Annotated in this window: 22 protein-coding genes and 1 pseudogene; 5 read left to right on the top strand and 18 right to left on the bottom strand. The window is 35.2% G+C overall.

The features are described from left to right. Window positions 1-3: 3 nt before the first annotated feature. The 9 genes and pseudogenes from C564_RS0112140 to C564_RS0112100 all read right to left on the bottom strand — a co-directional run bounded on the left by C564_RS0112140 (window position 4) and on the right by C564_RS0112100 (window position 7,558). Window positions 4-255, bottom strand: a complete 252-nt coding sequence (locus C564_RS0112140) for an EsaB/YukD family protein (RefSeq protein WP_018765510.1) — start codon at window positions 253-255, stop codon at window positions 4-6. A gap of 12 nt (window positions 256-267) precedes the next feature. Then, window positions 268-771, bottom strand: a complete 504-nt coding sequence (gene essA / locus C564_RS0112135; protein ID WP_018765509.1) for a type VII secretion protein EssA — start codon at window positions 769-771, stop codon at window positions 268-270. Then, the gene (gene esaA / locus C564_RS0112130) at window positions 743-4,480 is read right to left on the bottom strand and encodes a type VII secretion protein EsaA (RefSeq protein WP_018765508.1); all 3,738 of its coding nucleotides are present in this window, start codon (window positions 4,478-4,480) and stop codon (window positions 743-745) included. Before esaA ends, essA begins: the two co-directional genes overlap by 29 nt. Before the next feature lie 154 nt (window positions 4,481-4,634). Next, window positions 4,635-4,931, bottom strand: coding sequence for a WXG100 family type VII secretion target (locus C564_RS0112125; RefSeq protein ID WP_018765507.1), 297 nt, complete (start codon window positions 4,929-4,931; stop codon window positions 4,635-4,637). A 177-nt stretch (window positions 4,932-5,108) separates the two neighbouring features. Further along, entirely contained in the window at window positions 5,109-5,546 is a 438-nt protein-coding gene (locus C564_RS0112120) for a GNAT family N-acetyltransferase (protein ID WP_018765506.1), read from the bottom strand. 4 nt (window positions 5,547-5,550) lie between these two features. Further along, window positions 5,551-5,931: pseudogene (locus C564_RS37415) on the bottom strand (cupin). A 23-nt stretch (window positions 5,932-5,954) separates the two neighbouring features. After that, a complete protein-coding gene (locus C564_RS0112110; RefSeq protein WP_018765504.1) occupies window positions 5,955-6,440 on the bottom strand; it encodes a GNAT family N-acetyltransferase in 486 nt (161 codons plus the stop codon). After that, entirely contained in the window at window positions 6,437-6,985 is a 549-nt protein-coding gene (locus tag C564_RS0112105) for a 2'-5' RNA ligase family protein (RefSeq protein WP_018765503.1), read from the bottom strand. Before C564_RS0112105 ends, C564_RS0112110 begins: the two co-directional genes overlap by 4 nt. Before the next feature lie 6 nt (window positions 6,986-6,991). Then, window positions 6,992-7,558, bottom strand: a complete 567-nt coding sequence (locus tag C564_RS0112100) for a GNAT family N-acetyltransferase (RefSeq protein ID WP_018765502.1) — start codon at window positions 7,556-7,558, stop codon at window positions 6,992-6,994. A gap of 139 nt (window positions 7,559-7,697) precedes the next feature. Between C564_RS0112100 and C564_RS0112095 the strand changes: the two genes are divergently transcribed. Continuing rightward, window positions 7,698-8,600 (top strand): ABC transporter permease subunit, encoded by a 903-nt coding sequence (locus C564_RS0112095; RefSeq protein WP_018765501.1) that lies wholly within the window; start codon window positions 7,698-7,700, stop codon window positions 8,598-8,600. Beyond that, window positions 8,597-9,637, top strand: a complete 1,041-nt coding sequence (locus C564_RS0112090) for an ABC transporter permease (protein ID WP_018765500.1) — start codon at window positions 8,597-8,599, stop codon at window positions 9,635-9,637. Before C564_RS0112095 ends, C564_RS0112090 begins: the two co-directional genes overlap by 4 nt. Before the next feature lie 79 nt (window positions 9,638-9,716). On the opposite strand, the gene C564_RS0112085 is transcribed toward C564_RS0112090, so the two are convergent. After that, a complete protein-coding gene (locus C564_RS0112085; protein WP_006094644.1) occupies window positions 9,717-10,142 on the bottom strand; it encodes a GNAT family N-acetyltransferase in 426 nt (141 codons plus the stop codon). 130 nt (window positions 10,143-10,272) lie between these two features. Between C564_RS0112085 and pdxR the strand changes: the two genes are divergently transcribed. Beyond that, window positions 10,273-11,694: a MocR-like pyridoxine biosynthesis transcription factor PdxR gene (gene pdxR / locus C564_RS0112080; RefSeq protein ID WP_018765499.1), complete on the top strand. Its 1,422-nt coding sequence runs from the start codon at window positions 10,273-10,275 to the stop codon at window positions 11,692-11,694. A 26-nt stretch (window positions 11,695-11,720) separates the two neighbouring features. Here pdxR and C564_RS0112075 read toward each other — a convergent pair whose 3' ends face one another. Next, window positions 11,721-12,578, bottom strand: coding sequence for a YitT family protein (locus C564_RS0112075; protein ID WP_003197206.1), 858 nt, complete (start codon window positions 12,576-12,578; stop codon window positions 11,721-11,723). 177 nt (window positions 12,579-12,755) lie between these two features. Here C564_RS0112075 and C564_RS0112070 point away from each other — a divergent pair, with 177 nt between their 5' ends. After that, window positions 12,756-12,968 (top strand): hypothetical protein, encoded by a 213-nt coding sequence (locus C564_RS0112070; RefSeq protein WP_018765498.1) that lies wholly within the window; start codon window positions 12,756-12,758, stop codon window positions 12,966-12,968. A 23-nt stretch (window positions 12,969-12,991) separates the two neighbouring features. Further along, window positions 12,992-13,861 carry a GNAT family N-acetyltransferase gene (locus C564_RS0112065; RefSeq protein WP_018765497.1) on the top strand — a complete coding sequence of 290 codons (870 nt, stop codon included), beginning with the start codon at window positions 12,992-12,994 and terminating at the stop codon, window positions 13,859-13,861. A 96-nt stretch (window positions 13,862-13,957) separates the two neighbouring features. Here the strand turns inward: C564_RS0112065 and alr are convergent, their stop codons facing one another. The 7 genes from alr to C564_RS0112030 all read right to left on the bottom strand — a co-directional run bounded on the left by alr (window position 13,958) and on the right by C564_RS0112030 (window position 20,500). Next, a complete protein-coding gene (alr, locus tag C564_RS0112060; protein ID WP_006094640.1) occupies window positions 13,958-15,133 on the bottom strand; it encodes an alanine racemase in 1,176 nt (391 codons plus the stop codon). 201 nt (window positions 15,134-15,334) lie between these two features. Then, window positions 15,335-16,534, bottom strand: a complete 1,200-nt coding sequence (locus C564_RS0112055) for an MFS transporter (protein ID WP_018765496.1) — start codon at window positions 16,532-16,534, stop codon at window positions 15,335-15,337. Window positions 16,535-16,796: 262 nt separating this feature from the next. Continuing rightward, window positions 16,797-17,342: a MarR family winged helix-turn-helix transcriptional regulator gene (locus C564_RS0112050; RefSeq protein ID WP_003197200.1), complete on the bottom strand. Its 546-nt coding sequence runs from the start codon at window positions 17,340-17,342 to the stop codon at window positions 16,797-16,799. A 238-nt stretch (window positions 17,343-17,580) separates the two neighbouring features. Next, window positions 17,581-17,781 (bottom strand): 4-oxalocrotonate tautomerase, encoded by a 201-nt coding sequence (locus C564_RS0112045; protein WP_006094637.1) that lies wholly within the window; start codon window positions 17,779-17,781, stop codon window positions 17,581-17,583. Between the two features lie 15 nt (window positions 17,782-17,796). Next, entirely contained in the window at window positions 17,797-18,585 is a 789-nt protein-coding gene (locus C564_RS0112040; protein ID WP_006094636.1) for a 2-keto-4-pentenoate hydratase, read from the bottom strand. Window positions 18,586-18,588: 3 nt separating this feature from the next. Next, the gene (gene dmpG, locus C564_RS0112035; protein WP_018765495.1) at window positions 18,589-19,614 is read right to left on the bottom strand and encodes a 4-hydroxy-2-oxovalerate aldolase; all 1,026 of its coding nucleotides are present in this window, start codon (window positions 19,612-19,614) and stop codon (window positions 18,589-18,591) included. Continuing rightward, window positions 19,601-20,500, bottom strand: a complete 900-nt coding sequence (locus C564_RS0112030; RefSeq protein WP_018765494.1) for an acetaldehyde dehydrogenase (acetylating) — start codon at window positions 20,498-20,500, stop codon at window positions 19,601-19,603. The genes dmpG and C564_RS0112030 overlap by 14 nt, the downstream gene beginning before the upstream one ends. Between the last annotated feature and the right edge of the window lies 1 nt (window position 20,501).

The raw sequence follows: 20,501 nt of genomic DNA, 5'->3' as shown, positions 1-20,501 counted from the left end.
AATTTATATTACTTGTAATATATCTCCATCTGTTACTTGGTGATCTACCAATCTATCATCATCTGTTAATAATAACGATTTATTCACAACTTTAATTACGTAGTTTGATGTATCGTATTTTTCAATTTTTAATGTTTCAATTAAATTTTTAAGCAAATATTTAACAGACTGATGATTGGGGATTCGTAAATCGTATGTATTTCCATTCCATTTATGAAAATCAACAGTGACGTTAATATGTGTCTGTATAGCCATTTGTGATTCTCCTTACATCCAAATTTTCCGAATGATGATTCCAAATCCAATAAAAATGAATATAACGCCAATAATAATTAATCCAATCAATGTCGGACTAATTGACTCTTCTGTTTTGGCTTGGCTATGATCCATTTCACTAGAACTTGCTCTCACGTTATAGTTTTTTGAAAACAAACTCTTCTGTGTGTCTTTCATTTTATCTATTTTTTTCGTATTCAAAAATAAAGAGTCATTCAACTCTTTCATTTCTTTCTTTTCTTTCTTTTGTTTTTCATTAATTTGTTTTTCAACTTCTTCATTAAATAATTGAATTGCTGCTTTATCGAGCTCTGTCTCTTGCTGTCCTTTTTCATTTCTTTCTTGGTTATCTTCATGTAGCCGATCTACTTTAAAATCAAGTTTACCATTATCATTCAGGTAACTGTCTGCTGCGCTACCCATGAGGGGCGCAGCAAACAAGAAAAGAAAAAAGACAAATGATAATCTAGCCAGCTGTATGCATTGTTTCATCATCGTCAATTTTTTCCTCCCACCTTTTATGCCATACAAATAGATTGATAATAAATCCAACAATTGCTATTACAAGAAGGACTGCGAAAGTGACATGACCATCATTTTTACCACTTATAAAATTATTTAAGAAATCTTCTATATATTGAAGTGGTGAAAATTCACGTAACTTACCAAGATATGATGTCTTAGTTACCTTAACTCCAACAGCTTCTGTTAAAAATAGATACAGACTTAATGATGTTAATAAGATAAACATGCCTATCATTTTTGCTTGGCGTAATAGATATGTTGAAACGAAGACAAAAGCCATCATTGTAATTGTTATAAAAGCAATCCAAATTAACCTTTGATTTCCGCTGAATTCTAATAATTTCCCAGCGATGATACCAATTATAACTCCTTCAACAATAGCTATTCCGAATGTAATTGCCGTGATTGGTAAGTTCATATCTAAAATTGATGATTTTTCTTCAAAATCATCTTGTTGATGACGCTTTCTTTCCTGATTCGCAATAGCGTATGACGTAAATAAAGAAACAATAAAACATACTAATACAATTAAATATGGTGTAAAGGCATTGCCTGCTGTAATAACACCGTCATTTTGTTTTAAAACTGGATTCGCTAAAAACTTGTATAACTGTTCATTCTGACGTTCGCCAACACGGCTATTCGCTAATACTTTACTGAAGTTTTTCGCGAATGACTTATCATCCGATACTTTATCAGTTAAATCGTTTAATAATGTATCAGCTTTTGACACCATCGTTACACCGCTGTCTTGAATTTCTTTTGCTTGATTATTAATTTGATCAAACGTTTTATATACCTCGTCAGAAGCTAGCAAAGTACCTTTCGAACTTTCAGCTAACGATTGACTCTGTGTCACTAATGATTTCAATCCAGTGTCTAATGCTAATATAGCTGTCTGTTCTCCTTCACGACTACTTACTATTGTTCTTTGTTCCTCCATCAGTTTTAGACTACCTTCACGCCACTTCATTGCACCGTTTAAATACTCAGCCAGATTCGTATTCATTACATTAGCTTGTTCTGATGTTTGTTTTAATGTTTCTGCCAAACGGTCTGAATTTTGGTTAACATTTTTAGCTAAGAGCTGCAAATCATTAATTTTTTGTTTTACTTGATTCATCTCAGATGTTACTTCCGCCTGAATTTCAGATGAAACAAGACCTGTAATGATATCTAACACATTTTGTTTATTTAACATGTAATAAAGAGATTTTGATGTGGCAAGATCTTTTAAAGCTTGTTTTTCTAACTTTCCTGATAAATCTTCTGTTTTCATATCAAGCCCATAATACAGTTCATATAAGCCTGATAATTCTTCATAATTTTTCACTGTGTTCACAGCGTCTTTTATTAACCCCTCAGATGATGCTGGAGATAAAACTTCCATTTTTTGATGAACAATATGATCATTAGTACGTTCTATTGTTTCAACTTTTTTATCTCCCTCACCCGGATTAGTTGTACCACCGCCTGGGTCTGTTGTGCCACCGCCTGGGTTTGTCGTACCACCGCCTGGGTTTGTTGTGCCACCGCCTGGGTTTGTTGTGCCACCGCCTGGGTTTGTTGTGCCACCACCTGGCTCTGTTGTGCCACCACCTGGGTTTGTTGTACCACCGCCTGGGTTTGTTGTGCCGCCACCTGGCTCTGTTGTGCCACCGCCTGGGTTTGTTGTACCACCACCTGGGTTTGTTGTGCCGCCACCTGGCTCTGTTGTGCCACCGCCTGGGTCTGTTGTGCCACCGCCTGGGTTTGTTGTACCACCACCTGGCTCTGTTGTGCCACCGCCTGGGTCTGTTGTGCCACCGCCTGGGTTTGTTGTACCACCACCTGGCTCTGTTGTGCCACCACCTGGGTTTGTCGTGCCACCACCTGGGTTTTTGTTTCCATCTTTATTTGGTTCTTTTGTTTCACTACCAGTCTTACTATCTGTCAATTGTTTAATTGAATGTACTGGCGTTTTTGTGCGATTTGTCAGTTTGACAACTTGATTACTTTGTTTATTATTTTCACCAGTTGTTTCTTGTCCCTCGGTCGGAGGATCAACTGGCTTCGTTTCCGTTGGTGTTTTTTCATGCGTATGAGTTAAATTCCATTTCCATGTTACTGGTGTAAAAACATCAATCTTTGCGTTTTCATCCGACAATTTGACACGCACACCAACAGATAATTCTCCTTCTTCTCGAGAAGGCAGCTTGACACTCCCATTACTTAAATAGTCTGCAGTATAGTCTTGTCCGTTAATCATTAATGCTTCCGTACTTGAATACAGTTCAAATCCCTCTGGAAGTTGCAAATTAAACATTTGCTCTCCATCCATTTTTGTAACTTTTTCTTTATCTTCAAAAATAATTCCATCAGTAGCTAGGCCTTTCTTAATATTCTTGATTGTATTTTCTAATGGAATATCGTTAGAGCCTTCATAATGGAAGCTATTCTCTTCCCCATACTTCTTAGAAACTTGAACTACATTTTTCAGCTGCGTCTTTGTCTCATCAGGTAATGTGAGTCTATCAATTTCTTCAACATCCATACTTGCTAACTTATTGATTAAACTTTTAATCTGTTCGTTAATTTGATTGTCTGGTTGTTGCATTAAGGTATTTAAATATATCTCTTTTGTGTTATTACCCGAAAGTTTTGCTTTTAATTTCTCATTAATTGTTTCTTGAATATTCTTCTTGAGCTTATCTGCTAGTTCTTCATCATAGCTTTTCATTTTATTTATGACATCTGCTAAATACTGTTGAATTGCTGTTGAGTCAGTTAAAGCATTAGATTGTTTATCTGAGTCATTGAAATGGCTTGCGATAACTTTATTCGCCGATTCCAATGCACTTAATTGCTTTAGCACATCATTTGTACTAAGGTCACTGTTAAATTGATTAAGCTGATTTGAAAAATTATTTGCTAACAAATTATTGCCTGTTTGCAAATTTTGAAGATTATCGAAACCACCTAAATAGGTAGCATTCGATTTCGCACCCTCATCGATTGTTTGACCAAATCTTTGTAATACCCCTTCAAACCCTTTAAAGCTATTAACAGAGACACCTGTATAATCTTGTACTGTTTTAAATTGTTGTGTATAGTTTGCCAAAGGATTATGTACATCTGTTTTATATACTTTCATGTGGGCTTGTTCTTTATCTACGATTGTCCCAATATTATCCTGCGCAGCTTGTAATTTCCCAATTATGCTAGCAAAATATACATCTATAATACGTCTATTAAAATCTTCTAAAATCGATGCGGCTGTCTTTTCCGCTTCTGTTTTTAATTCTTTATTTCCAGTTGCATTTACTTTATAACTTAATGTTAGTTTCTCTGGTGCTTCAGCATGAATTGAAACAGCCTTTCTAGAAAAGTCATTCGGAATTACAATCATCATATTATAGTTATTGTTTTTCAAACCATTTTCTGCAACTCCACGACTGACCACATACCATTGTTGATTATTGTCTTTATTAATATTTTTTATAAACTGATCTCCAAATGCTATTTTATTTCCTTCAAATACCGTCCCTTGATCCTCGTTTACTAAAGCAACCGTCATTTTTGGAGTGCTTTTTTCATCTTCTTTTTTTAACTTTTTATTTAAAGCTAAATAGGAAGTCCCTGTTGCAAATACAAGTGCTAAAATGATAAACAACAAGATACTCCACTTAATTTTTTTCAATACTTATCACTCCTGCGAATAAAAAAATCTAAAAATAGCCTATTATACATAAAAATTAAAATTCATTCTTTTCTTAAAAGTAAGTTAGCCATACAACAGAAGTCGCATGGCTAACTTTGAAACCTTCTTTTTATGTAGAGAATATCAACGTTTCTTATTTCAAGCCGAAATTACGTGATAACTCTTCATCATGAGAAGCAACAGCATCTGCAGTTTTAGTAAGTTGAACATCAATCTCATGTAATAATTGTGAGAAGCTTTCTACTTTTGGTCTTAGATCGTTGAATTGTCGATCAAAACCATCAAAAGCACGGCCTTCCCATTCTCCACGTAATTCATTTTGTAATCCTTGTAATTTTCCAAGAATATCTTTAATTTCATCAGAGCTTCGTCCGTATAGTTTAGCTTTTGATTTTAGCTCCTCAGGACTCATACGAATTTGTCCAGCCATTAAATTTTCCCCCTTAATAATGAATGAATTGGTTAAATTGATAGAATTTACTAAAATTCAATTCTACTTGGATAATTATAGAATAATAATAAAAATTTGAAAAGGGATTTTTTTCACTTTCATGGAAAAATTTTATAAATTTTATTTATTCTATTTATTTATATATACAGATATAATTCAACATTTAAGCTTCAATGTCATAACTACTTGCCTCTCAACAAATCCAAATTCTTTATACATCTCTTTGGCGAAATTCCCAGCGAATACATTTAAACGTATTTCTTTATACTTTTCTTGCAATCTATCGATTCCTGCTTTCATTAGTTTTCGGGATAACCCTTTTCCTCTATACGCTGGAAAAATATATAATTCATAAATGAATCCCAGTCTTTCTCCTGAAAAATAATCTGTATTCTCTCCAATTAAAATCCATCCTGCTAGCACATTCTCTTGTTTTACAACTGAATAATACGCTCCTTTATCTAATAGAGGCTGTGTAATCTCAATCGCCTTTTCTTGGCTTAACTGACACGTTTCTTTTGTTCCTTCAAAAAGTGATTGTGCTGCAAAATTTAATATTTGCTGAACTTCCTCTTCGTTCGCCTTTTGAATCATCCTTTCATCCTCCTATTCCTTCGCCTTCTCTTTCTACAATCGGCATTCGGATATTATTTTCTAGATTCTCTGACTCAATTACAATTGCCATAAGCCCAGTTTCAGTAGTTGTTTTATGGAATTCCCCTTTATCCCATAAAACAGCTTGACCCGGGTGCACTTTCTTTTTCTTTTTATCTGCGCCACAAACAAGTCCTTACCCTTGCACAATTAGAAGAAGCTGAGAAACAACTGCTTCATGATACCCGATTATTCCTTTTGGTTGTAAATGCATACAACCAATATGTACCTCTCCTTGATGTTTTACTATTTTTGACATAATAAAGTTAGAATGAAACACTGATATGTGATTCCCTGCCATTTCACCGAAATCGAATATCTTCATCTCTTCTCCTCCTAAACCATTTACTATACATGTAACACCATTCTTACCGTTTGCATCATGTGTCCCTCAAAGTCTTCTTCAAACTGTTCTAAAGCGGCGAAACCTTTTGCTTTATAAAACTGTTTTCCTTTTTCATTTTCCGCTTCTACACAAATATAAATCTTCTTAGCACCGTCTAAAACCGCGATACCTCTTTGCAATAAAGCTGTCCCAATTCCTTTTCCTTGATGATCCGGTAATAAATAAATGGCTCCTAATTCCGCTTCATTTTGATGTTTTACAGGTGAAAAGTTAGCAAATCCAACAATTTGGTCTTCTACTTCTGCTACGAGTAAGTATGAATGTTCTAAACGTCGTTTCATTATTTCATTTGAATATGCTTGCTTTAAAAATTCATCTTGAATTTCCTGTGGAATGATTCCTTTATATGTATCATGCCAAGCTATTTTTGCCACTTCTTGTACAGCTGTAATGTCCTCTACATTCATTTCTCTAACTACATACGTCATATCGATATCTCCACTCTTTTCAAAAAGTATTCTGCTACTATGCTACAAGAAGCTGAATTCCGATTTTCATAGTTCACTTTAATTAACTTTAAACTTTCTACAACTGCCGTTTGTGCACGAAAACCTTTATATACAAAATCCATTACACGAACAAATTGCTCCCGCTCTAAACGATTGGCAATTGTACAATGTGGTACCCACTTCTCAGGTACATAATACGACTGTGGCTGATCATGAAAATCCGTAAAATGATTATGAAACGATTGATGCAACTCTAGTAATCTTCTTGTTACTGTTGGCGCCAGAAAGATTGTTCCATTTGTAGGGAAGGTGCCAACAGAAGAGAATTCAACTAGAAAACGCTCTACACTCTCTGTAAACTTTTCAAATTCATTTCTATATGTTTCCAAATCCAAAGTATGATAATCAGCTAATGTAATATGAGGTTCTAAACCCTCGTTATGTACAACGTCTGTTAGCCCTTCCCATATCTCCTTCACACGCTCCGAAAACCTCTCATCAAATGTAGCAATAACGGCATACATCTTACTTTACTCCTCCACTTCTCTTAATGCTTCCCACTCTTCACGAATCATTCCCATTCGAATAGAATCATAATATGCCCCATTATAGTAACGACATTTTCGCATTCTACCTTCTAACTTCATCCCAATTTTTTCTGCGACTTTCATCATTCGTTCATTTCCAGACCAAGTTGTTAGTCCAACCCTACCAATCTCCATATTTTCGAATAATAAATCTCTATATAGTTGCAAAGCTTCTGTACCATAACCGCCATTCCAATATGCTGGGTCATAAATGGTGATCCCTATTTCTAACCAGCGTGACGCCTTATATTCCCAATAGAAACCAACTGTCCCTATTATTTCGTTATCGGCTTCAATAATAAGTTGCGACAAAGGTTCCTCTTTTAGCTTAGCTTGCAAACTTCCCTTATACACTGGGTATTCCTGAATAGAAAATGGAAAGTATGGCGCATCCCACTTTTTCCATTCAGGGTTTTCTTCTTTGTATATTTGTGAATATAAAGAATTTATATCTTTCTCTTCTATTTTTCTTACTATCACTTTTTTACCTTGTAAATATATCTGTTCCATATTGCCTCCTATGCTATCAAGTAGAATATTAGAATTTAATGTATCACTAATAATAACAATAATATATATTCTTCTGAAAAATCAAACAATAATTCTCACTTTGTTGTATAATATTGTAAAAAGATGACGGAGGGATTTGATGTTACACAAAACATCTCAATTTATGATAAAACTTTCATCGATTATTTTATCACTCTTACTATTATTAAATTTACCTTATTTATTTATCACTCAAGGGGGATTCACCTTTCAACCGATTCAATTTTTCAAACAGATTTTTACTATGTTAAAAGAGGTTTTCTCTCCCGAGTCTCTTATAGTTCTATCATCAGAAGCGAAGTTCGGTAATTTCAAAAAAACACCATTATTTCCAACCGTATTAGAACCTTACATATATTCATTTACTGTTTTGTTTGTAGCTTTCGTTCTTGCACTCTTTATTTCATCTAGCATGGCGTTTTTCTATTTTTCAGCAAAGGATTCTATCAAAAAATGGATTAACAGATTTATTTTTGTATTAGAAGCTATCCCTGATATGATGATGATGATTTGCTTACAAATGTTTTTCATTTGGTTACTTCAGAAATTCGGGGAATCTCCTGTCACAATTATTTCTTTTAATGAAAATCGCGCTTATTTACTTCCTATTTTATCTTTAGCGGTTTTGCCTACATTACAAATGTTCCGGATGATGATTTTATATATAAAAGAAGAACATGGAAAACAATATGTAGAAGTTGCTTACGGAAAGGGCCTTTCATCAAGATATATACTGTGCATTCATTTATTCAAAAATATATCTATTCATTTCTTCCACCACTTAAAAACAATTTTCGTTTTCTTACTTTCTAATTTGTTCATTTTAGAATTTATTTTTAATATGCAAGGTATCATTCAATTTTTATTTAGGAAGGCGTTTATTTCACCTCCCGCTACATTTATCATACTTATCATGATTATCTTACCGTTTTATATTATTTTTCAAATCACTTCTTTTATGATGAATAGGTGGCAAAAACAAATGAGAGGAGAAGTTATATGAGGTCTATTTGGAAATCAAAACGCTTTTTAATCGGATTCATTTATCTTTTTGTACTACTTACAGCTAGCTTTATTTATAGTTGGTTCTTTAAAGATAGCATACCAGAAGCACCTCTATTGCTTTACAATGACAATAATGAATTACTTGGCAAGGCACCCTTTTCACCATCTTTAATGCCACCTTTTGGCTCTGACCGTTTTGGAGAATCTATTTTCTTACAAATTTTAGAAGGAGCGAAATTTACAATTTTATTTGCTGTCGGAATTAGTTTATTACGTATTTTATTTGGGACATGTTTAGGTATCCTATTAAGTTTATACGCTGCAAAATGTAAAAGATTTTTCCAGGCATGTTCAGAAGTATTTTATTATATCCCAACTGTATTTATCGCATTTATACTCATCACACCGGTTAATATTGTAATTACATCAAATGCGGATCGGCTAAGTCCAAATATTCCATTTACACTTTATCAAGCTATCATACTCATTTTTATTGCTCTACCTACAATTTCTTTATATATTTCATCAGAAGTTGATGAGTTTATGAAGCAAGATTATATAATGAGCTCACAATTAATGGGGGCAAGCCGTTTTCATATTATAAAGAAACACTTGCGTGTCTTATTATTAGACCGAGCATTTGTTTTATTTATGGAGCATATTGTCCAAACACTCATACTTATGATCCATCTAGCATTACTTAACATTATAATCGGTGGGATACAACTGAAAGAAATGGACCAAGGTGAGTTCAAACCTGTTTCACTCTCAAATGATTGGGCAGGCCTTATTGGATTAAATCGTTATGAAATGAATCTTTCATTATGGATTATCTTTTATACACTCATCACATTCTTTATTACTATACTTTTCATTAAACTCATGACTATTGGAATACAAGATGCCCTAAAAACAAGAAGTTCACAAGCAGTAATGGTGCAACCTGTTCAAGACCAAAAAATATATGTAAAAAATAAGGATTCTTTTTCATTTGCTTCTTTAGAGGAAAGAAAACGTTCTTCGTTACATTTGTAAAAAAGTGATTAGACTAAAGTAAAAAATTAGAGGAAGTACGGAGTCGATATCAAAAACAAAGAAGAGGTAATCCTCTTCTTTATTTCAATTTCTTATGAAATGAATAACTAACTTTATCATATCCTTCACGTTCATAAAAACGATGTGCGTCAACCCGTGGAAAAGCTGATGTCAAAACAACAGAACTACATCCCTTTTCTGCTCCCCACTCTTCTATATATGATAATAACGCTTTACCATAGCCTTTTGAGCGATGGGCCCCCGCTGTAACAAGATCATATACAAAAACATGTTTCTTATTATAGAAATTCGTACATACCGCTACCCCTGCAAGGCTTACCACCTCATCTGCGTCATTACACAAAGAAAATAATTGATAGCGTTCCTCTTTCATCTGACGAAATAAAAATTGTGCTTCCTCTTTTGTAAGCGCAGTTCGTAATTGTTGTAAAACGGATAATACCGCATCTAATTGATCTTCTGATTTTATTTCCTTAACATTCATCGCGAATCTCCCCTAACTATTTATAAAATTTTCTAAATGTTATATTATTATTATAAATAGAGACTGCCCTTTCCTTAAGTGGCAGTTCATCCCTTTTTTATAAGGCCAGTTTTAAAGGAGAGCGCATGTAATGGATTTAACCATTCCTCTACAATTAGAAAGTAAAACACCCATCTATATACAAATTTATGACTACATGAAACAAGAAATCTTAAAGGGAACGCTCCCTGCCAGAACACGTCTCCCTTCTCACCGAAATTTAGCATTACAACTTGGTGTTAGCCGCATTACAGTCGAATCAGCTTATCAGCAGTTATCCGCGGAAGGCTATGTGGACAGTAAACCGAAGCGTGGTATATTTGTTACGGAAGTAGATGTAGATGTTATACCATATAAACAACATGCTCCATTTTACCAATTTGAAAAAAAACAAACAGAATCGCTCTTTTTTGATTGTAATCAAGGAAACATCGATCAAACAGCCTTTCCACTCTCAAATTGGAAAAGAGCCCTACAAGAATGTTTACTCCAATATGAAAACGAATTATTTACAAAAGAAGATCCACAAGGAGAATATATACTTCGTACTCACATTGCAAAATATTTGTATCATGCTCGCGGGGTTCATTGCACACCTAACCAAATTATTATTGGTGCTGGTACACAACCCCTTCTTTGGTTACTTATTCAATTACTTGGGCAGCAAAAATCATACGCAATCGAAAATCCTGGGTTTCACCGCGTAAAAGCTATTATTCAAAGCTGCGGCCTTCCTTTTCATCCTGTTTCATTAGATGAGCAAGGAATGAACATTTCATCTCTCAATAATTGCGATGCGAATGTTGCTTATGTTACGCCTTCTCATCAATTTCCATATGGCATGATTATGCCTTTATCAAGGCGGCTTGAGTTATTAAACTGGGCTAATGATCGCTCTGGTTATATTATTGAAGACGATTATGACGGGGAATTTCGCTACGTTGGAAAACCTATTCCCTCACTGCAAGGGCTTGATACAAATGAACGTGTTATTTACATGGGAACTTTTTCAAAATCGTTTTTACCTTCCTTAAGAATGGGCTATATCGTTCTTCCTAATCATCTTTTGGAAGTCTATAAAAACTTAGGCGGCATTTTTAAACAAACTGTTTCTAAAATACAACAGCTTGCTCTTGCTAACTTCATCCAAAAAGGAGATTGGGATCGGCACTTAAACCGCGTTCGTACATTATATAAGAAAAAACATCATAAACTAGTCAAATCACTTGTGAATCAAATGGGCACTGGTGTTAATATACTTGGGGATCAATCTGGACTTCACATTGTACTACATGTTCATAACGGCATGAATGAACAAGAACTCATTCAATCAGCTGCTGAAAAACATGTAAAGCTTTACCCTCTATCCATATACGATCCAGTAAATAATTTGCAAGAAGAAGCTCATGTATTATTAGGTTTCGGAGGGATACCGATTGATGCAATCGAAACTGTTGTAACATTATTAAAAGAAGCTTGGTTTGCAAAAAAAAGCTGTTCCCTGCAGAAATAATTGCAAGGAACAGCTTTTTTACATGCCTAATCATTTGATGTTTGCCCTGAACGTGATGAGATACCTGGGCGTTTTACGCCAGTTGTTTCCGTTGAATAAGAAGCTTCAATGATGGCACTTGAATCTACAGAGAGAACGAGATCTTTCATCTTTGGATAAATAAAACGGTTTGTAATACAGTAGATAATTCTCTGGTGCTCTCCTAAAAAACCACCTTCTCCATGTAGATACGTAACTGAAAGTTGTAACTCCTTCATAAGAAGTTCACCAATTTCTTTATTCTTACTCGAAATAATCATGACACTCTTGCCTTGATTAATGCCATCTAATATGAAATCAATCATCTTCGTAACAATATAGAAAATTGCAAGTGAGAACATTGCTTGCTCGATTGAAAACAAAATAGCGACAAATACAAAAATAACAGCATTTACAGCAAGTAAAAATGTACTAATCGGCACTTTAAAATGTTTGTTCATCCAGACCGCTAACATTTCTGACCCGTCAATTGCACCACCCATCTTCACAACAATTCCAACACCAATTCCAAATAATACTCCACCATACAATACAATTAGTAATTCAGACGTTGTGATAGCTGGAAATGGCTTCAAATAAATTAATCCGAGAGTTGTTACAACGTTGGCATAGGACGTACGAATAAAGAATTTTTTCCCCATTACTTTTGCAGTAAATAATAAGATAGGAATGTTAAGTCCTAAAAACACACCATAAAGCGGTAATCCAGCAACTTTATTCGCCATAATAGAAATGGCTGTTACCCCACCATCTACCAGTCCATTTGGTGCCAAAATCAGCTCCAATGAGCCAGCTACAATAATCGATCCAATTGTTAATAAAACATATTCAAATATTTTTTTCATTGATTACCCCCAAAACAGATATATTTTCTTAGTATTATCATACTAAAAATTCTCTATTTTTTCAAAGAAATGGCTTTATTTACACAAATTCGACACTAATTTGGAAATTTTTATATATTCTATTTCTAGATGATATATAATTATTTTATTGAATTTTTAGAGAAAAGGAGTTTTCTTATGTTACAAGGCCTATTTACCTCCCCTATCCTATCTATAGACACATTACACCCAGGTTATGAAGATCATGCATTCCGACAAGGTTACGAAACAATTATGCCTCTTCCTAATTTAGAACAATGTAGGGCACCGTACCGATATTTATATCGATTATTATCCGTTCAAGGAAATGTGGATTTAGAGGAGTGGCTACAACACCCCGTCTTCTTCTAAAATACTCTTAAGGAGATTACACTATGCAAATTCAAAAAAAGAAACGATTAACAATACCTGAAATACAGCACATCATAGATTTAGCTCATATTTGTAGGCGAAACGATGGCATCGATTATCCAGCAGATTTGCATGTCAATATTCTTAAGAATCGAAAAGAAAACCGGCTAAACGATTTTCTTTTTTATAACAATGAACAATTAATCGGTGTGTTAAACATGTATGAATTTGAAAGACCGACAAAACTTGAATTAACAGGATTTGTCCACCCTCATTTCAGAAAACAAAAAGTAGGAACTACTCTTTTACAAACGGCCATGGAAGAAATACAACAACGAGATGTTGATGAAGTCTTGCTCATCATAAACGGGGCATCAACATCTGGAAAAGAATTTGCCGAACAAGCTAACTTACCATACTTATACAGCGAGTACGGTATGGAGTTTCAGTTAGATACACAACAAACGACTATACAAAAACATACGATTGAGCTTATCCCTGTATCGACTGCGACATTTCTTACTCTTTTAGAAATATCTAGTAAAGCTTTTGGTGATTCATTGACAAATACATCCTCCTGGTTACAAAAAATAATGTCTTCTCCTACTCACCAAGTATATATTTCTCTCATCCATAAACAGCCAATTGGGACCATTACAGTAAATAAACAAAACGGATTTACTTCCTTATCCGGATTTGCTGTTCATCCTTCTTATCATGGAAAAGGATATGGAAAAAGCATTTTGCAGTACATCGTACATCAGCTATTAACTGAGGGAAGAACGAAGATTGAATTAGAGGTTGAAACTAAAAACGATAATGCTCTAAAACTTTATAAACAGTGTGGTTTTGAGATTACAACAAGGTATGATTATTATGATTTACTAAATTGAACTACCCCCACCTCCACTTCGTTTAGAGGAGGGGGTCTTCTCGGTTAAAATGAATTAGTAAAGGACTGAATCTTAGCGATTCAGTCCTTTACTAATTCATTTGTTTCTTAATATATTCACAACAGTAGTCGTTTCATCATTTTCTTTATATACGCGTGGAATTCTTCGATCTAGCATACAAGTCACTTCATAGTTAATTGTACCCAATGTATCCGCGATTTCTTCTACAGAAATTTCTTCCTCACCTTGTCTACCGTAGAAAACAACTTCATCTCCTACTTGTACAGGCATTGCTTTTGTAACATCTAACATTAACTGGTCCATACAAACGCGCCCAAGAACTGGTACACGAATTCCATTAATTAACGCATGCCCCTTATTCGACAGCTGACGGTTATACCCATCTGCATAACCAATTGGAACAGTCGCAATCCATTCTTCTCCTGTTGTTACATACGTATTCCCATAACTTACACCACGATTTTTTTTCGCGTGCTTAATATGAGCCAGTTTCGACTTCAATGATAGTGCTGGCTGTAAAGAAACAACTGTATGATCTACTTCTTTCGAAGGATACATACCATAAATCCCGATTCCAACACGAACCATATTTTGAAATGTATTGCTTAGCTCCATTGATCCAGCACTGTTTGAACTATGGATATACGGAAGATGAATATCCATTTCCTTCGCTGTATTTACAGCTTTCTCAAATAAACTCGTTTGCATATTTGTATATGTTTTATTAATTTCATCAGCTGTAGAGTAATGTGTAAACATACCTTCTATTTCTATATATTTCATATTTTTTAGTTCTTCTAAAAATGGCGCAACCTCTTCTTCTTGTAAACCAATGCGACTCATTCCTGTATCTATTTTCACTTGAATATGCGCTTTCTTTTCAAGTTGCTTAGCAATTTCATTGATACCTTTTAGATCCTCTATTCTATATACCGTCATCATAATATCATACCCAATAGCATCTTTAGCAACATCCACTGGTGTATAACCTAAAACTAAAATCGGCACAGTAACTCCTGCTTCGCGTAGTTCGATTCCTTCATCTACAAAAGCAACAGCAAGTTGATTCACTCCTGCCTCAATTGCCGCTTTTGCAACTTCAACCGCCCCGTGTCCATACCCATTTGCTTTTACCGCTGCCATCATTGCAATATTTTTATCATTCACACGTTTTTTAAATTCTCTTACATTATGTTTTACAGCATCTAAGTTAACTTCAACAATTGTATCTCTTCCATATCTCGAACTCATGGGTCTAAACTCCTAACTCAATAATTGCTTTCCATTCTATTTCTCGTTTAATTATGACCTTTTACAATATAATACTTTTCATTTTCCTAGTCAAACTACTAGAATTTTCGGAATTTTGAATATGGTATAATACTCCTAAGACACTATTATATACGGAGATGAGGAGAATTACAATGTTTGTTCAAGCTGCATGAATCGACTTTAAGCCTCATCAAAAATAGATTCATTGTTAATGAAAAGAGAAGAAATCAATCCTACGAAGAGTATTAAGCCTAGTAAAACAAAAGTCTGAGAATATCCACCAATATCCATAAGATAAATAGAGATAACAGGCCCTATACTTGTTCCTAAAAATAAAATGAAAGTATAAATTGAAACTGCTATTCCCCTTGATTTCCCACCTAACTCTCCGACAAGAGTGACCAATGCCGGGACAGATAAAGCAATTCCGACAACAAAACACACACTCATAATTATAAGAAAAGGAAGACTAGAAATAAACCCCAATGAACTTAAACTAAGAATGGCTATTAATAATCCTCCCTGAAGAACCTGCTTAACACCAAATCTCATTGTTAGACGCCCTGCAAGTGGTGAAAGCAACATTCCAAATAATCCAGCTAAGCGAACGTAGAGAATTTGTTCTGCATATAACTGAAAGTTAGAAGAACTTAAATAGTTTCCTAAAACAGTATACATATTTACAAAAGCCATTAATAAGACAAATGCAATCATATAGCTTAATACTAAGTTTTTTTGCGTGAAGACCTTACCCATTTGTTTCACTGGTCCTAATATATCCGCGTATGATTGAGACGATTCTCCTCTTGGAAGAGCATAATAAATCCATAAAGCAGTAACTATATATACACTACTAAGAAGAAAAAACACCATATGCCATCCAAAATACTGACTAATTACAGCACTCATAACTTGACCTACAATTCCCGCTACTAAAAAACCAGTACTAACAAATCCTATGGTTGTAACCTTCTTTTCTACCGGAAACGATTCTACAACGTAAACTAACGCTACTGGAGAAAAAGTAGCTGCCGTTATACCTTGTAACCCGCGTAGCACAACAAGCCAAGATAGGCTATTGACTAAGCCCAATAATAAGGAAATAATCGCCAACCCAATTAGTCCAATCAGAATAACATTCTTTCGACCATACTTATCAGATATCGCACCAAATAGCAAACAACCAATCGCAAAACCGAGTGAAAACATACTACCAGTAATTGCAGATTGCGTTAGTGAAACATGAAAAAAATCTGCAAATAGCGGAATCAACGGAATTGTGACATAAAGACTTGACATAACTGCCATACCCGACCAGCATAAAACAGCTGTCATTAACGCATAATTCTTTATAGAATTCACTTCTTTTGAAATTTGCAACTTAAATCCTCCTCTTTAATAAAGTTGTCATTTAAATTCATAATATTTACATTCCGCGCCTCAAACGTGCCTAAAATAAAATCATAAAAAATTATTGCTTTTTACGCCCTCTACTTAACTTAACCCTTTTCAACTCCTTTACCGAAAATACAATATTGATTTAATTATTTCATCACCTCCTCTCATTTTGTTAGCCACACATATAGTTAGGTAACCTAACTATATAACCGAATAAATAAGTTGATTTTTATAATCAACTTATTTACCTACCTTCTCCCACTTTCAATCGCATGTTTATTTGCATCTTATTTAATAATTTCTCTAATATTTGACGTTCTTCTTGATTAAAATCTTCCACCAATGATGCACACGAAGACCAAAAAGTTGGTAAGGAAAGAAAAACAAGTTCTTTTCCTTTCGGAGTAATCTTCACCTTTAATCTTCTGCGATCTTCAGCATGGTGGTACCTTACAATTAATGCGCGTTTTTCCATCCAATCTAATAATCCAGTGACTGAAGCGCGCGTAATTCCTAAGCGGTTTGCAATAGCTGAAGGACTCATACTAGCTTCTTCCTCATTCAATTCAATTTCACGTAAAATAAACAACAATAAAAAATCTAATTTACTTTCAGAAATTCCAAGTGGCGCTAAATCCAGATCAACTGCATCCAAAACATCATCAGATGTCCATAGCATCAGTAAACCAAGTTTTGCTGCGATTGGGTCCGTGTCTGCTGATGCTGTCGTTTTTATCAACTTTGCATAAGGCTCTATCCCTAAAGGATGAGAATCGTTTTTTGAAGTCATTGCTCCCAGCTTCTCCTTTTTTCAATATCCTTCTCCAAAGTAATTAGTTTGACTAACTACTTTTTCATTATACTCATTTTTTCTATTTTATTGCAAGAGCATCCTTATAAAAATTCCCTATAATTTAGACACCTTATCCAAGTTAGATGAAGCGTATCACCATCTAACCCTCTTACTTTCGCGCTACAAACAAAAAGTAATTCTTATTAAAAATAAGAATTACTTTTACTCAACAACACTATTTTTCTTCCACACTACCTTTCGCCTTTCCTCCGACACCCCAATGCGAACCCGGAATCTCATTTACTAGTACACGTACACGTTCAACATCTACATCCAAACTTTTTGCAACTGCATCTGTAACATTTGAAATGAGATTTTGAATCTGCTCCTGTTTTCTACCCTCAATAACTTGAATTTGTACAATTGGCATACCCATCTCTCGCTTTGCTCTTTATTCACAAAACATCGATACACTACCCAATCCTTCAAACTGCGCAATAATAGCGTCTCCAGTTTTGAAAGCAACCGCTTCAGATAATGCCCCACTTAGCACAATATCACCTTTTTTTAACCCTTCATTTTGTAATCCAAGTTTATTTACCGCCCAAGCAATTGCTGTTGCCGGATGTCCAAGTACAGCTGCCCCTGTACCAGTTGTCGCCGTTTTACCGTTTTTCGACATAACCATTCCAACATTAGCTAAGTCTATTTCCTGAGCGTTAATCCATTTGCTTCCTAATAGAAATTTTGAGGATGAACAATTATCTGCAATTACATCAGGCAATGTAAATTTAAAATTCAAATAACGACTATCAATAATTTCCAAAGCTGGCGTAACATATTTCGTTGCCTTTAATACATCATCCGCTGTAACGCTAGTACCTTGTAAATCATCTCCCATTAAAAAGGCAATCTCTGGTTCTACTTTTGGATGAATCAACGTTTCATACTGCACAGGTTCCCATTCAAACGCTAACATATCATGTAATAAATAACCGTAAATTGCTTCCTCAATCCCCATCATTTGTTGTTTCGCTTTACTCGTTAACCCAAGCTTTACACCAACTCGTTTGGATCCTTCTTTCATCTTTTGCTCAACTAATTGTTTTTGCAATATGTAAGCATCTTCTACTGTTAAATCCGGATGCTGATCTGTTACCTTTACTACTTCTTTTCGTTCCCTCTCCGCCTGAAGTAAATATTCAATAATCTCTGAATCTGCTCCTTTAACTAAAGCCATATTTTACACCCCCGTTTTTATCTTTGCTAATTCAGCTGCTACATCTAAAATCATATCTTCTTGTCCACCAACTACTTTTCTCTTGCCAAGTTCTATTAAAATATCACGAGCATCTACACCAAATCTATGAGCAGCTCTCTCAGCATGTAGTAAAAAGCTTGAATATACACCAGCGTATCCCATGACAAGACTACCTTTTTGAATTTCTTGTGGCCCTGGTAACAGCGGTGCAACAATATCCTCTGCCAAATCCATCATTTTATACAAATCTACATCTAGCGTATATCCCATCCGATCCAATACAGCTAACAATACCTCTGTTTGCGCGTTCCCAGCTCCAGCTCCAAGGCAGCGGACACTTCCATCAATTCGGGTTGCTCCTTCTTCAATTGCAGTAATCGTATTCGCTACTGCAACAGAAAGGTTATTGTGGCCATGAAAGCCGATTTCGATATTTAGAGATTGACGTAATGCCTGGATACATTCACGTACTTCATGAGGCAATAAAGCTCCAGCTGAATCTGTTACATAGACAGCTTGTGCCCCATAACTTTCCATAAGTTTTGCTTGTTCTACCAATTTCTGTATCGGTGCCGAATGTGCCATCATTAAAAAACCACATACTTCCATACCCAATTCTCGTGCAAAATGAATATGTTGAGCGGAAACATCCGCTTCCGTTACGTGGGTTGCTACACGAACAAGTCTTGCTCCAATGCTTTCTGCTTGTTTTAATTCATGGACAGTGCCAATACCAGGAATAAGTAACACAGCTACCTTTGACTGTCTACATTCTTCCACTGCCGCTTCAATGAGTTTCATTTCATCTACTAACGATTTTCCATATTGCAAAGTGGAACCACCTAATCCATCCCCATGACTAACCTCAACATAATGCATACCAGCCTCATCTAACGACCTAGTTACAGACCGAACTTGTTCCTCTGTAAATTGATGCCTCATTACATGACTTCCATCACGCAAACAAACCTCAGTTATTTTGATTGACATATCACTATTTCTTTTCACTCATCACACCTCGCTTCTGCTCTCCAATTATTCGAGATGCAAATCCTTCACCAATTTTTAATGCCGCTGCTGTCATAATATCTAAATTACCAGCATACGGCGGAAAGTAATCTCCAGCTCCTTCTACCTCTAAAAATACAGTCACACGGTTCCCATCAAACATCGGTTCCTGTTTCAAAGAATATCCTGGAACGTATGACCTAACTACTTCAACCATCTTACAAATTGCTTGCCCAATAATGAATTCATCCATATGCTTAACTTCGCAATATACTGTATCTCTCATTAAAATAGGAGGATCCGCAGGATTTAATATAATAAGTGCTTTCCCACAGTCTGCTCCCCCAACCTCTTCAATCCCACGCTTTGTTGTAATCGTAAATTCATCAATATTTGCCCGTGTACCTGGACCTGCACTTAAACTAGAAATCGTAGCAACTATCTCCGCATACGCAACGTCCGCTACTTCATTGATTGCATGAACAATTGGAATTGTTGCCTGCCCACCACATGTAATCATATTGACATTTCGCATTTCTACATGAGTAGCATCTTGTATAGCTGGACAAACAAATGGGCCACATGCTGCAGGGGTCAAGTCAATCACTAGCTTCCCTAACTCTCTTAAGACTTCCGCGTGACGAATATGAGCTTTGGCTGAAGTTGCATCAAATATAATATCCGCTATGCTAGGATTCTCAATAATTGCTTGTATACCATTATCAAAAATCTCATATCCTTCTTCCTTCGCTCGCCTTAATCCATCTGATTCAGAATCTATCCCTATCATGGCAGTCATTTCAATTACTTCACTTCTTCTTAATTTATACATTAAATCCGTACCGATATTTCCGGAGCCTATAATAGCCGCCTTCACTTTCCCCACA

It is taken from the genome of Bacillus sp. 105MF, from assembly GCF_000374885.1.
In the GTDB taxonomy this organism is placed as follows: Bacteria; Bacillota; Bacilli; order Bacillales; family Bacillaceae_G; genus Bacillus_A; species Bacillus_A pseudomycoides.
Note: the sequence above shows the minus strand (reverse complement) of the source record. Positions and strands in the feature narration are given on the sequence as shown.